Source organism: Sorangium sp. So ce394 (assembly GCF_051474665.1).
GTDB classification, from domain to species: domain Bacteria; phylum Myxococcota_A; class Polyangia; order Polyangiales; family Polyangiaceae; genus Sorangium; species Sorangium cellulosum_D.
This window is the reverse complement of record NZ_CP150339.1, coordinates 3,957,538-3,970,651: the sequence shown is the minus strand read 5'-3', so window position 1 is coordinate 3,970,651 and position 13,114 is coordinate 3,957,538. Positions and strand designations below refer to the sequence as shown.

8 protein-coding genes are annotated in these 13,114 nt (G+C 75.8%); all 8 read left to right on the top strand.

Features of this window, described 5'->3' with window-relative positions:
• Positions 1–133: 133 nt before the first annotated feature.
• On the top strand, positions 134–2,341 hold the full coding sequence (locus WMF33_RS14795) for a pseudouridine synthase (RefSeq protein WP_437337735.1): 2,208 nt from the start codon (positions 134–136) through the stop codon (positions 2,339–2,341).
• A 231-nt stretch (positions 2,342–2,572) separates the two neighbouring features.
• Entirely contained in the window at positions 2,573–4,060 is a 1,488-nt protein-coding gene (locus tag WMF33_RS14790) for an HD domain-containing phosphohydrolase (protein WP_437337734.1), read from the top strand.
• A gap of 3 nt (positions 4,061–4,063) precedes the next feature.
• Positions 4,064–4,912, top strand: a complete 849-nt coding sequence (gene lipB, locus WMF33_RS14785; protein WP_437337733.1) for a lipoyl(octanoyl) transferase LipB — start codon at positions 4,064–4,066, stop codon at positions 4,910–4,912.
• Positions 4,913–5,013: 101 nt separating this feature from the next.
• Positions 5,014–7,287 (top strand): hypothetical protein, encoded by a 2,274-nt coding sequence (locus tag WMF33_RS14780; protein WP_437337732.1) that lies wholly within the window; start codon positions 5,014–5,016, stop codon positions 7,285–7,287.
• Between the two features lie 178 nt (positions 7,288–7,465).
• Positions 7,466–8,164, top strand: coding sequence for a hypothetical protein (locus WMF33_RS14775; protein WP_437337731.1), 699 nt, complete (start codon positions 7,466–7,468; stop codon positions 8,162–8,164).
• Between the two features lie 127 nt (positions 8,165–8,291).
• Entirely contained in the window at positions 8,292–8,846 is a 555-nt protein-coding gene (locus tag WMF33_RS14770; RefSeq protein ID WP_437337730.1) for a hypothetical protein, read from the top strand.
• 113 nt (positions 8,847–8,959) lie between these two features.
• A complete protein-coding gene (locus tag WMF33_RS14765; RefSeq protein WP_437337729.1) occupies positions 8,960–10,003 on the top strand; it encodes a PQQ-dependent sugar dehydrogenase in 1,044 nt (347 codons plus the stop codon).
• A gap of 181 nt (positions 10,004–10,184) precedes the next feature.
• Complete coding sequence (locus tag WMF33_RS14760; protein WP_437337728.1) at positions 10,185–13,106, top strand: hypothetical protein; 2,922 nt, start codon at positions 10,185–10,187, stop codon at positions 13,104–13,106.
• The last annotated feature ends 8 nt before the right edge of the window (positions 13,107–13,114 follow it).

Here is a 13,114-nt window from a genome sequence, read left to right as displayed (position 1 = left end):
ACACCTTCGACGCTGGCCGAGAGCCCCTGTAAGCTCCCCCGGAATGGCTTCCGGCGCAGGTATCGAAGAACCGCACGGGCTGGGCGAGAGCACCGGCGCAGAGGGATCGGGCGGCGGCGTTTTGTCCGGGCCCGTGCGGCGCACATTGAAGGCAGGCGAGATCCCGAACACGTTGATCGAGTGCGTGCACTCGGTCGAGTGCGCGGGCTGTCCGCTCATCGCGGGCGATTACGCAGAGCAGCTCAGCACGAAGCGCGCGAGGGTCGTGTCCGCGGCCGCGCACTACCCGTCGCTCGAGCTGCTCCAGACGAGCCCGGTCATCCCGGCTGATCCGATCACCGGCTATCGCGGCCGAGCGAAGCTCATCGTCGCCCCCTCCGGCGCGATCGGGCTGTACGGCCGCACAGGGCATCACGAGGTCGTCGACATCCCGGGCTGCCGGGTCCTCGCCCCGGCCCTCGCGGCGGTGACCTCGCGGCTCCGCGAGCTGATCGCGTCCCCGCCGCCGGAGGTCCGGCCGCTGCTCTTGCCGTACGATCCGGCGCGCGGCGGCGTGCTCCGCGCCCTCGACCTGCGCGAGGTCCACCTCGCGCCCGGCACGCCGCTCTACGCGGAGATGGGCGCGACCGAGGACAACCCGGCGTTCGTGCTGATCACGTTCGTCCTCCAGCGCGAGCGCGCGTGCACGCGCGACGAGCTGCGCGAGGCAGGCCGCGCCATCCGCCCGATGCTCCCCCGCGTCATCGGCGTCGCGGCGAACTTCCACGACGCGGAGGCGCCGCAGATCCTCGGCCCCGAGACGATCGTGCTCGACGGCGTCTCGCACGCGGAGGACCGGATCGGGCAGACCTACCACGTCGCCGCGTTCGGCTCGTTCGTGCAGGCGCACCGCTCGCAGGCCGCGCGCGTGCACGCCCTCCTGCTCCGCGAGATCGCGTCGCTCGAGAACGACGGGCCCGTGATCGAGGGCGAGGCCCCGATGGGCCCGGCCTCCCGGCGCAAGGAGCCGCCGCGCATCCTCGATCTGTACGGCGGCTCGGGCGCGATCTCGCTCGCCCTGGCGCAGGGCGGCAACCGCGTCCTGATGGTCGAGTCCTTCGCGCCCGCGGCGGCGAACGCCCGCGCGGCGGCCGAGGCCCAGGGGCTGAGCCAGCGCGTGGAGGTGCGCACCGGCGACGTCGCGGAGATCGTGAGCTCGCTCGTCAACGGCTCGGAGAAGTTCGACGGCATCGTGGTGAACCCGCCGCGCCGCGGCGTCTCCCCGACCGCGCGCGAGGCGATCGCGCGCCTCGGCGCGCCGCTGCTCGTCTACGTCTCGTGCGATCCCGACACGCTCGCGCGCGACCTCGATCACTTCTGCCGCCTCGGGTACTCGTCGACGGAGCTCACGCCGCTCGACATGATCCCGCTCACGGAGGAGATCGAGACGATCGCCGCCCTCCGGAGGACGCCCCCGCCAGCGCCGAAGGTCATCTACGACGACGACGGCGTGCTGGTCGTCGAGAAGGGCCCGCACGAGCCGGTGGCCCCGCAGCCCGAGTACCTCGGCTCGCTGCTCGCCCGATGCGCCCGCATCCCGGGCAACACCACGACGCCCGTGGTCGTGCACGCGCTCGATCCGGGCACGAGCGGCCTGGTCATGCTCGCGCGAAACGAGGAGGCAGCGGCGCGCTGGGGCGAGGCGCTCACGAAGACGGGGCGCCTCATCTACCTCGCCGCGGCCAAGGGCGTGACCCCGGGCAAGGGCGCGATCACCCGCGATCTCCGCGAGGGGACGCGCACGTACACCGCGCGCACGCGGTACCGCCGCCTCGCCGTCGCCTCGGGCCACTCGATCCTCCGCGTCATCCCGGACGGCGGGCGCACGCACCAGATCCGGCGGCACCTCGCCGCGATCGGCCACCCGATCCTCGGCGACGAGCGCTACGGCCACGTGCCCACGAACCGCTACTTCGAGGAGAAGCACGGGCTCGATCGCTCGTTCGTTCACCTCGTGCGCATCGAGATCGAGCACCCCCGCACCGGCGTGAAGATGATCATCGAGTCGACGCTGCCCGGCGACCTGCGCTCGGCGCTCGAGCGCTCGACCGGCCCGTCGGTCCTGCGCTTCCTCGAGCAGAAGCACGCCCTCGGCGAGCAGCGGGCCGTCGCGGTGCTGACGACGGCCACGGACGAGCCCGCTCCGAGCAGCAGGATGATCCCGCTGCGCACCGAGGACGCCGAGTCCGCGCCGCCCCCCTCCATCCGCAGCCCCGGGCCCATCTCGATCCGCGTCCCGGATCTGGACGAGTCGCCCCGGACCATCCGGCACCCCATCATCTCGACCGGCGACGAGGACTGAGCGGCCCACGCCGCTCCCGCGCGCGGCCGGCCGGCCGCCGCGGTCGGCGGCCGCGGCGCTCCCGTCGCGATCACCTCGCTCGCGGCGGTCGCTCCCTACCCGAGGCGCCGTCCGCCTTACCTGAGCGCCTCAGGTAGACCGGTCCTCGCGGGGCGCGGGTCCGTCCGTGTGCCCGACCCGCCCACCTTGGACCGATGGGCTGCGAGCGGATCTGGTAGGCTTGCCGGCCGCATGTCCACGTTTCCAGAAGACCGCCCTCGCATCCTCGTCGTGGACGACGAGAAGGTGATCCGCGACATGCTGGCCGACTTCCTCGGCATGGAGGGCTACTACGTCCGCACTGCGGAGGACGGCACCAGCGCGCTGAGCGAGCTCACGAAGGGCCATTACGACCTCGTGATCAGCGACCTCAAGATGCCGCGGATGGGCGGCATCGCGCTGCTGGACGAGATCGGCAAGACCGCGCCGAACGCGCTCACGGTCATCATGACGGGCTTCGGCACCGTCGAGACCGCGATCGACGCCATGAAGCGCGGCGCCTACGACTACGTGCTCAAGCCGTTCAAGCTGGACGAGGTGGTGCACGTGGTCCAGCGCGGCATCGAGAAGCAGCGGATGGCCGCCGAGAACATCCGGCTGCGCGAGGCGGTGTCGCTCTACAAGGTGAGCGAGGCGATCGCGGCGAGCCTCTCGCTCGACCAGGTGCTCGAGACCGTCGCGGACAGCTGCCTGCACGAGGTGCGCGGCGATCTCATCTCGACCTGGCTCGACGACGGCGAGGGGAGCTTCTTCGAGCGGCAGCACCTCCGCAGCCCGTCGCTCCCGCCGGAGGCCGATCTCGGGAGGCTCGATCCGACGCTCGTGCTCGATCATTTCCGCCCCGAGGCGCTGCTCCTCGAGCAGGGCATGAAGGGGCTCAGGTTCTTCGCGGCGGAGCCGTCGCTGCCGCTCCAGTCGCTGGTCGCGGTGCCGCTCCGCATCCAAAAGCGGCTCATGGGCTTCGTCGCCGTCGCGTCGTTCACGCGGACGAAGCGCTTCGACGAGGGGCAGCGCAAGCTCCTCAGCATCATCGGCTCGCGCGCCGCGGCGGCGATCGAGAACGCGCGCCTCTACCAGGACCTCCAGGCGACGTTCCAGCAGACGATCGAGGGGCTCGCCAAGGCCATCGACAAGATGGACCGCTACACCGCGGGCCACTCGGATCGGGTCGCCGTCTACGCGGTGATGCTCGCGCAGCGGCTCGGCCTCGGCCCGCACGAGATCGAGATCGTCCGGCAGAGCGCGCTCATGCACGACATCGGCAAGATCGGCTGCGTGCTCAACCTGAACAAGCCGGGCAAGCTCACGAACGACGAGTACGAGGTGTTCAAGCGGCACCCCGTCTACGGGCGCGACATCCTCGATCCGATCAAGTTCCTGCACCCGCTCATCCCCGGCGTGCACCTGCACCACGAGCGCTGGGACGGGCGCGGCTACCCGCTCCGGATGCGGGGCAACGAGATCCCGATCATCGCGCGCATCATCTCGGTGGCCGACACGTACGACGCGATGACGAGCGACCGCTCGTACCGCCGGGCGCTCCCGCACGAGGTCGCGGTGGCCGAGATCGAGCGGTGCTCGGGCTCGCAGTTCGACCCCGAGGTCGCGGCGAGCTTCACGACGCACATCGAGGCCTACCGCGACGAGCGGCGCGCGCACGGCGAGAAGGTCCCGGAGTAGACCATGCCGACCACCTCGCTCCGCGATCTCCTAGAGCCCCCGCGGGACCAGGGCGCCGAGCTCGGGCCGCCGAAGCCGCGGCGCGCGCGCGCCGTGTGGATCGGCCGGCGCCGCTACGCCCCGATCCACGATCTGCAGAAGCAGCTCGTCGAGGCGCGCGCCGAGGGGCGCATCGGCGACACGATCCTGCTCCTGGAGCACGACCCCGTCATCACGCTCGGCCCGCGGGCGAACCCGGAGAACGTGCTGCTCGACTCCGGCGCGCTGAACGAGCGCGACATCGACCTCGTCGCGACGGGCCGCGGGGGCGACGTCACCTACCACGGCCCCGGCCAGCTCGTGTGCTACCCGCTGCTCGATCTCCGCCCGGACCGGTGCGACGTGCGCAGGTACGTGCGGTCGCTCGCGGAGGTGATGATCCTGCTCGCGCGCGAGCACTACGTCGAGGCCGGCGTGGTCGACGGGATGATCGGCGTCTGGGTCGATCGCGCGGCCCCGGAGCAGTGGGGCGGCTCCGCGTGGGCGGGCGAGCTCGCCAAGCTCGGCGCGATCGGCGTGCGCCTCTCGCGCTGGCTGACGATGCACGGCTTCGCGTTCAACATCGCGGTGGACCTCAGGGCGTTCGAGCTGATCGTGCCCTGCGGCATCCGCGACCACGGCGTGACGTCGCTCCACCAGCTCACCGGGAGGACGCTCACCGTCGCCGAGGTCGCCCTCGCCAGCGCGCCGCAGCTCGCCCGCGGGCTCGAGCTCGAGGTCGACCGCGTCGAGGATCTGTCGGCGGTCGCCGATCTCGCCGGGGCGCTGCTCGCCCCGGACGCCGCGGCCGGCGAGAGCCACAGCGCTCCGTAGCGCCGCGCGCCGGCGCGACGCGGCGGGCGGCGCGGCCGACGCGGCGGGCCGCGCCGCCGAGGCAGTGTCGCTCGGCCGTGCCGTGGGCTAATAGCGGTCCCGTGCGCGCGCAGCCCACGACACGGCCCCGTGAGGGCGACGGCTCCCTCCTGCACCGCGGCGCCGCGGCCCCGAGGCCGCGCTGGCAGCGCGCCCTCGTCCTGGTGCTCGCCACGGCGGCCGTGGCGCTCTTCGTGTTCGTGCTCCTCGCGCCCGTCGCGGTGGTCTTCGCCGGCAGGCGCAGCGCCGCGGCGTGCCTCGCGTCGATCGAGGCGCCGCGCGGCCCCGCGCTCCCCGACTGCCGGCCCGAGATCCGCTGGTTCGCGCTGCCGTCGCGGCTGCCGTGGACCTACGGCGCGGCGAGCGCGCTGGCCGAGGAGCTCGGCGTGCGCGCCGCGGTCGCCGAGTACGTCGACGCCGCCGTCGGCCGGCCGGACGGCGCGGCGCTCGCCAGGGCGACCGAGGCGGTGGCGACGGCCGAGGCCACGGTCGCCGCCGGCTCCAGGCGCATCACGTTCGACGAGCTGGGGCCCTCGCGCGGCGCGCCGAGCCTCGCGCGCGAGGCGGCGCGGCTCGGCGACCGCCGCGCGCTCCTCGGGCAGCCGGATCGCTGGCCCGACTGGCACGTGCGCGTGCAGACCCTCCGCGCGGCGCTCGCCGAGGGCGACCTGCCGCGCGCGCTCGCGATCGCGAACGGCTACGCGGGGATGGACCCCCGCGACGAGGATCTGCGCACGACGGTCGCCGCGATCCTCTGCCTCGGCGCGAGCGCGGACGCGAAGCGCGGCGCCGAGCTCCTGACGCTGACCCAGGACGACCGGGCCTCGAAGCGCCACGCGGGCATGGCGCGCAACTGGGGCGAGGTCCGCGCCGTCCTCGTCGCCTGCGCTGCCCGGGCCGGCGTCGAACCCCCGCCGATGCCGGAGGCCCCCGAGGCCGGCGTGGCCGACGCCGTGGAGGCGCGGCTCGCGCAGCGCGCCCGCCTCGCCGCCGCCCGCCAGGACGCCGCCGACGCGAAGGGGCGCGCCGGGCGCGCGATCCGGGACCTGCTCGTCTCGGCCGACGCGCTCGATCCGGACGCCCGCGGCGATCTGCTCGCCGTCGCGCTGGCGGAGGACGGCGCGCTCGACGCCATCGAGGCCGCCGCGCTCGCGCGGCCGGAGGACGACGGGACCGAGACGGCCGGCGCGGACGCCGTCGTGGTCGGAGGCGCCGGAGCCGGCGCTGCCCCGGCGCGCGCGGCGGCCGGCGCGGCGCTCTCGCGGAGCGCGGGCTCGCTGCGCGCGCTCGACTGGCTGCCGGAGCGCGGGCTCGCGAGGCCCGTGGTCGCCGGCTCGCGGCGCGCGCGCGCCGCGGCGCGCGCCGCCGAGCTGGCCGCCGCCCCCGAGCTCTCGCCGTCCGACGGCGACGCCCTGCGCGCCGCCGCGGGATCCCTCGCGCTGAAGGCCGCGCGCGAGCTCGCCCTCGAGGGCGACGCGCCCGGCGCGATCGACGCCCTGGATCGCCTCGGCGCGCTCGCCCCGGAGCTCGCGCCGGCGGCGGCCCGCGCGCTCGCGCGATCCAGCGCGTGGACCCTCGCCGGCGATCGCCCGCGCGCGCTCGACCTCATCGAGCGCGTCGATCTCGCCGCGGCGCCGCCGGCCCTCCGCGCGGCCGTGCACCTGCAGCGCGCCGAGCTCCTCGCCTCGCTGGGGCGCCGGCTCGACGCCGCGCGCGCGGCGGTGCTCGCCGACGAGGAGGCCGCGGCCGCGCGCGCGGCGGGCGCCGTCGACGCGCCGCCGGGGCTCGCCGGGCTCGCGCTGCTCGAGGCGCGCGCGCGGTGGACCCGGCTCGCCCTCGCCCCCTCCGAGGGCGGCTCGCCGCTCCGGCAGGGCGGCCCGCCCGCGCTGCTGCCGGCGGACCTCTCGGCCGCGTGGCCCTGGGTCGGCTTCGCGCGCCTCGACGCGCCCTGGGCGCGCGGCGACCAGCCGGCGTTCGCGCGCGCGCTCGCGGCCTGGAGCGCCGCGCGCGACGCGCCGCCGGCCACGCGCCGCGCGCTCCGCTACGCCGCCCTCCGCCGCCGGGGCGACGCGCCGCCCGCGCTCGTCCCGTACGCCGCGCTCGCGGCGCAGCTCCTCGGCGAGGACGAAGGGGACGCCGAGGTGTGGCTCGACGCCTTCCTCGCGCTCGACGCCCCCCGCTTCTCGCTCCGCCACATCGCCTTCGCCCGGGCCGAAGCGGCGCGGTGGCGCGGAGACGACGGCAGCGCGGCCGCGTGGCAGCGCCGGTACGAGGCCCTGCGCGCCGTGGCCTCCGACCCTGCCCGCGCCGAGATCGCGCGCTACCTCGGCCTCTGACGCCCGTGCGCCCGCGCGCGCCGGGCGCATCGCGCCGGGACGGACCCCACCGCGCCGGCGTTCCGCGGCATGCCCCCGAAAAACCTGGAGAGCACATCATCGTACATCTGGCGGTGGGGGAGCTCGGTTCCTACGCTACAGCCTGGCTCGCGAAGAGCTGCTCGCGGAGAGAGTCGTCATGTGTCCTCATTGCGGAAAGAACGCGCCGGTCATCCACCGCGGGCTCGCGGCGTACTGCACCGCGTGCGGCCGGGAGCGCCTGCCCTTCGCGGGCAAGTCGGTCAGCCTGGCGGGGAAGCCGTCCACGGTCGGGGGGGCCGTCGCGGGCGTGCTCGGCTGGCTGGTCCTCATCGGGGGCACCGCGCTGGCGCTGCTCCTCGGGCTGGGCGCGGCCGCGCTGTTCCCGGGCTCGATCGCCGGGCTCGCGATCGGCTTGCCGATCGGGTTCATCGCGCTGACGCTCGGCCTGCTCCTCCTCATCAGCGGGCGGAAGCTCTCCCGGTCCGGGGTGAAGGCCTCCCGCGACGCGCAGATCCAGGCGATCTTCTCCCTCGCGTCGCACCGCCGCCGCCCGCTCACCGCGCAGGAGGTCGGCGTCGCGCTCGACCTGCCGGCCCCGGAGGCCGACGCCCTGCTCACCGAGCTCGCCAAGGAGCGCCCCGACGAGGTGGGCGTCGAGATCGGCGATCGCGGCGAGATCCTCTACACCTTCCCCGGGGTCTCGGGGGCGGCCGGCGTCCGCTTCCCCCAGCCCTCGCTCCGCATCGATCCGGGCCACGGCGCGGCCGACCCCGCGGCGCGGGTCTACGCCGAGGAGTTCGAGGAGGAGGACGCGGGCGCGTCCCGCGCCTCCCCCCGCCGCGAGCAGCTCCGCTGAGCATGTCCCGCGGCGCGCGTGCTAGCCTCGCGCGGCGCGCGCCCCTCGAGCGCCCGGCGCGCGCCGCCGTCGCCTTCGCTCCCTGGTTCGGCGCGGGGGCGCCCTGGGCTGCTCGCCGCCACCGACCATGAGACGCTCCCCTGCCGCCCCGCTGACCGCCGCCGCCGCGCTCGCGCTCGTCGCGCTCCTCGCCCCCTCGCGGGCCGACGCCTTCGAACGGCAATGGCACGCCGGCGCCAGCATCGGGTACGCGCTCCTCGCGGACGGCGGGACGTACCCGGGGCTCGGCGGCGGCCTGCACGTCGCCTACGGGCTCACGGACGCCTTCAACGCGATCGTCGAGCTCGACACCGCGTCGCACCCGGGGGGCGATCTCATGTTCCTCGGCGCGTCGGCCGGCGCCACCTACGTCATCGATATCCTGCAGTGGGTGCCGTACATCGGCGTCATGACCGGCGCCTACGACAGCGTCCGCCTCGCGCCGTGCGGCTCGTATGGTCAGCCGAGCTGCCACCGAGGGCAGTTCGGGGTCTCGGTCCCGTTCGGCATCGACTACGCCTTCAACCGCCAGTTCGCCGCGGGCTTCGCCGGCAAGTACACGCTGCTCCTCCCCGGCGCGGGCGACGGTCCGGGGAGCTACTTCACGGCGTTCGCCCGCGCGGAGTTCCTCTGGGGCTACTAGGTCGTGGCCCCATCGCGGCCGCCGCCGTCGCGGCGGCGCTCGCTCCCGGCTGCACGTGCGGCTCGCCCGCGCCGCCGCCGCCGCCGCCGCCGGCCGCGGACGCCGCCCGCGCGGTGACGCTCTCCGTGTTCGCGCGCGGGCTCGACCAGCCCGTCGCGCTCACCTTCGCGCCGGGCGACGCGCGCGAGCGCCTCTTCGTCGTCGAGAAACCCGGGCGGATCCGCGTCCTTGCGGGCGGCCGCGCCCAGGGCGCGCCGTTCCTCGACGTCTCTGCGCTCGTCTCGACCGGGGAAGAGCAAGGCCTCCTCGGGCTCGCGTTCCACCCGCGCTACGCCGAGGACGGGCGCTTCTTCGTCAACTACACCGATCGGCGCGGCGACACTCGCGTCGTCGAGTACCGCACGGCGCAGGGCGACCCCGAGCGCGCGGATCCGGCGACGGCGCGCGAGCTGCTCCACGTCGCGCAGCCGTACTCGAACCACAACGGCGGCCACCTCGCCTTCGGGCCGGACGGCAGGCTCTATGTCGGCACCGGCGACGGCGGCAAGCGCGACGATCCCCACGGCCACGGGCAGAACCGGCGCTCGCTGCTCGGCAAGATGCTGGCGCTCGACGTGAACGGCCACGGGCAGGAGCGGCCCGCGCCGGAGATCGTGCAGATCGGGCTCAGGAACCCGTGGCGCTACAGCTTCGACCGCAAGACCGGCGATCTGTACATCGCCGACGTCGGCCAGGACCGCTACGAGGAGGTCCACGTCGTGCCGGTCGACCAGCTCGCGGGCCACAATTTCGGGTGGAACGTGGTCGAGGGGGACGGGCACTGCCTCCACGACCTCCCCTGCAGCCGCGAAGGGCTGACGCCGCCGGTGCTGGAGTACCCCCACAACGACGGCTGCTCGATCACGGGCGGCTTCGTCTACCGCGGCGCGGAGCTGCCGGAGCTCGACGGGCTCTATTTCTACGCGGACTACTGCACCGCGATCCTCCGCAGCTTCCGCTGGAAGGATGGGCGCGCGACGGAGCCGACCGACTGGAAGCCGATCCTCGATCCCGACGGCGCCCTCTCGCGCGTGACGTCGTTCGGGGAGGACGCGCGCGGCGAGCTCTACGTGCTCTCGCAGGACGGCGAGATCTACAGGTTCGTCCGGCGGCCGTGACCCGGGCGCGCGCGTCGTCCCGCCCTCGCGCGCGACGACGCGACGACGCGACCGGGCGCGCTCGCCGCGAGGTCCCGGCGAAAACGCTGCCATTCCCATGACGTGCGGTACGGGAAACGTCTACAAAGAGCGGGCGCAGTCGTGCGAGGCCTCCGAGCGAGCCATACGGAAGGAGCGGACCGTGGAACAGCTTTGGCAGCGCGTCTCTGAGGGCAGGCACACGGCCTTGCTCGACATCGTCCCCGGCGAGCCTCCGTCCCACCTCGGGCTGCGCGTCCTGCGCGTGCGCTGCGACGTGCCGGAGGTGACGCTGGGGCCGCTGCACGAGGTGCGGACCAAGGTCGAGCGGCTCGTCGGCGGGGCGCCCCCGCTGCTCGATCAGGCGCGGAGCCGCGTCGTCTCGGGGCTCCGGCGCCGGCTCCTCGGCGACGTGCACGAGCGGATGGTCGACGTCGAGTTCATCGAGACCGCGAACCGCCTCGCGCAGCAGACCGATCGCAGGTGGGCCATCGTCTTCGACGCGGTGGAGCTCGCCGATCACGCGTCGCTCGACGTGCTGCGGCGGGTGATGTCTCGCCCCGAGGCGCTCCGGGTCGCGCTCGTCCTGTCCTTCCGCCTGCACGCGCCCGCCGGCCCGGCCGGCGAGCTGCTCAACGCGGTGCGCGCCGCCCTCGGCCCCGACGCGATCCTCCGGCCGCTGGAGGCGACGACCACGCTGACGAGCGTGAGCGCGCCCCCGCCGCCGGCGCAGGTCGCGCTGCGCGAGCTGCCCGGCGAGGTGCTCCGGGTGCTCCGGGCCGGCGCGATCGTCGGCTCGGGGTTCGAGAGCGAGCTCGTCGCCGCGCTCCTCCGCGTGGACGCGGTCGACGTGCTCGAGGCGCTGCAGCGCGCCGCCGACGCGGGCGTTCCGGTCGAGGACCGCGGCGAGGGGCGGTTCCATCTCCCGCCGGCGACCGTCGAGGCGCTCCGCGGGTCGATCCTCCCGTCGCTGGCGCGGCTGTGGCACCGGCGGCTCGCGACGCTCCTCAGCGAGGAGCCGGTCGCGCCGGATGCTCCCGCCGCGCACGAGCCGCGCGCCGCCACGCCCGAGCCCGCGCCGGGCCTCGCTGCGGCGCCTCCCGCGCCGCCCGCACCCACCGCCGCGCCGCGCGGCGACGACGTGGCCGCGCGGGCCGCCGGGCTGGCGAGGCCCGGCGCGGCGGCGCCGATCGCGACCACCCCGTCGTCCACGTCGATTCCGGCCGTCGCGACGCCGCGCACAAGCGCGGCGATACCCCCGCCGACAGCCGCATCGCCGGGCGCGCCCGCCGCCGCGGCGTCGCAGGGCCCCGACGCCAGCGGCGCGGCGGCCGCCGACGACCGGGACAAGGGCGCCGACGCCGCGCTCCCGGCGGCGCGCGGCGGGGTACCTCGCGCGGCGGAAACGCTGCGACCGCCGCCGGCCGCGGCCTATGCCGGCGGCTCGTCCATGAGCGGCGCGCGCCGCGCCCCGCCCCGTGGCGGCCAGGACAGGTCCACGCCGATCGCGCCCGCCGGGCCGGGCAACCCGCCGTGGCCTTACGCCGAGCTGTTCCACCGCAACCCGGAGAGCCGCCGCCTCTCCGAGCCGCCCGAGTCCGTCCGGTTCGACGCCCCGCCCGACTCGCTGGACGCGCCCATCCCGGGGCCGGTGCGGGTCCCCCGCGATCTCGCGCCCGGCGGCGCCGGCGCCACGGCGGACGAGCCGATCCGCTCGCTCCGCGGGGCCGCGCTGCGCGTCCCCGCCGCGCTGTCCGAGCGGTCGTCTCCCGGCGGATCCCGCCCATCCTTCCGGCCTCCGGCGGCCGACGCCCCCGCGCGCGTCGACCCGGCGCGCGCGGCGGCCGAATCCCTGCGCGGCGCGGCGCCGCTCGGCGTGTCCGTGCACCCGGCCCCGCCGGAGCCCGACCCCGCCGACGCGCCGAGCGCCGCGCCCGCGCCCGCGGCCAGCGCCGGACGCCGGCCCCACGACGCGCGCGCGGCAGCCCACCTGACCGAGGCCGGCGAGCTCGAGGAGGCGGCGCGGCGTTACCGCGCGGCCGCGGCGGAGGCGGCCGCCATGGGCGCGTATCCCCAGGCGCTGAGCTACGGGCAGAAGGCGCTCGCGCTGCTCGACGGCCTGCCGGCCACCCCCGCGCGCCGACGGCTCCGGATCGGCGCGCTCGCGGGCATCGCCCGGGTGCAATGGCAGGCGGCCGGCCCGGATCCGGCGTTCACGCTCGCGGGCGCGCTCGAGGTGCTCGACGCCGCGCGGGCGCTCCTCACGCAGGGCGACCCGCCGGAGCTGCACGCCGAGGTCGCCGCGCTCATCGCGAGCGTCTGCTACGACCTCGGCGACATGCGCTCGCTGGAGCGCGCGCTCGAGGAGCTCACGACGGCGAGCCGCCTGCTGCTCGACGCCGGGGACGCGCTCGGCTCGGCCCGGCTGCTCAACGATCAGGCGGCGGTCTACGTGCGCATGGGCGATCCCGTCCGGGCGACGCACCTCCTCACCGAGTCGCGCCGGGTCTTCGAGGAGCGGGCGCGCGTCGATCCGGTGGCGCGCGTCGAGCTGGCCGAGACGGATCACCTCTTCGCGCGGATCCCGCTCCACGTCCCCGCCCGGCCCGGGCGCGAGTCCGACGCCCTGTCGATGGGGATCGATCACGCGCTCGCCGCCGAGCGCACCTACAAGCAGCTCGGGGACGCCCGGGAGATCGCCCGGGTGTGGGAAACGATCGGCCGGCTGGAGCTCCGCAAGGGCCGCCTCGATCGCGCGACGCAGCGCCTGACCGCGGCGATCGAGGCCGAGGAGGCGCTCGGCGATCTCATCGGCCTGGCCCGCTCGACGGCCGCGCTCGCGGAGGTGCTCTCGGCGAAGGGGCTGCACCGGGAGGCGCTCTCGCTCCTGGCCGAGTCCATGGCGATGAACCTCGAGAAGGGCTCGCCGCTCGGGCTCGCGTACAACCGCCGGGCCTTGAACGCGCTCGTCCCGAACATCTCGCTGCAGGGGGAGGAAGCCGAGCTGCTGCGGAAGATCGCGGCGGAGCTCGCGGCGGCGGAAGCGGCCCTCGGCCGCCTGAGGCTCCCGGGCGAGCCCGACTGAGCCGCCCC

What these genes read in the sequence shown, in the direction of transcription:
- WMF33_RS14790 (WP_437337734.1), top strand. Translation starts at nt 2,573, where the DNA reads ATGTCCACGTTTCCAGAAGACCGCCCTCGCATCCTCGTCGTGGACGAC.
- WMF33_RS14770 (WP_437337730.1), top strand. Translation starts at nt 8,292, where the DNA reads ATGAGACGCTCCCCTGCCGCCCCGCTGACCGCCGCCGCCGCGCTCGCG.
- WMF33_RS14775 (WP_437337731.1), top strand. Translation starts at nt 7,466, where the DNA reads ATGTGTCCTCATTGCGGAAAGAACGCGCCGGTCATCCACCGCGGGCTC.
- lipB (WP_437337733.1), top strand. Translation starts at nt 4,064, where the DNA reads ATGCCGACCACCTCGCTCCGCGATCTCCTAGAGCCCCCGCGGGACCAG.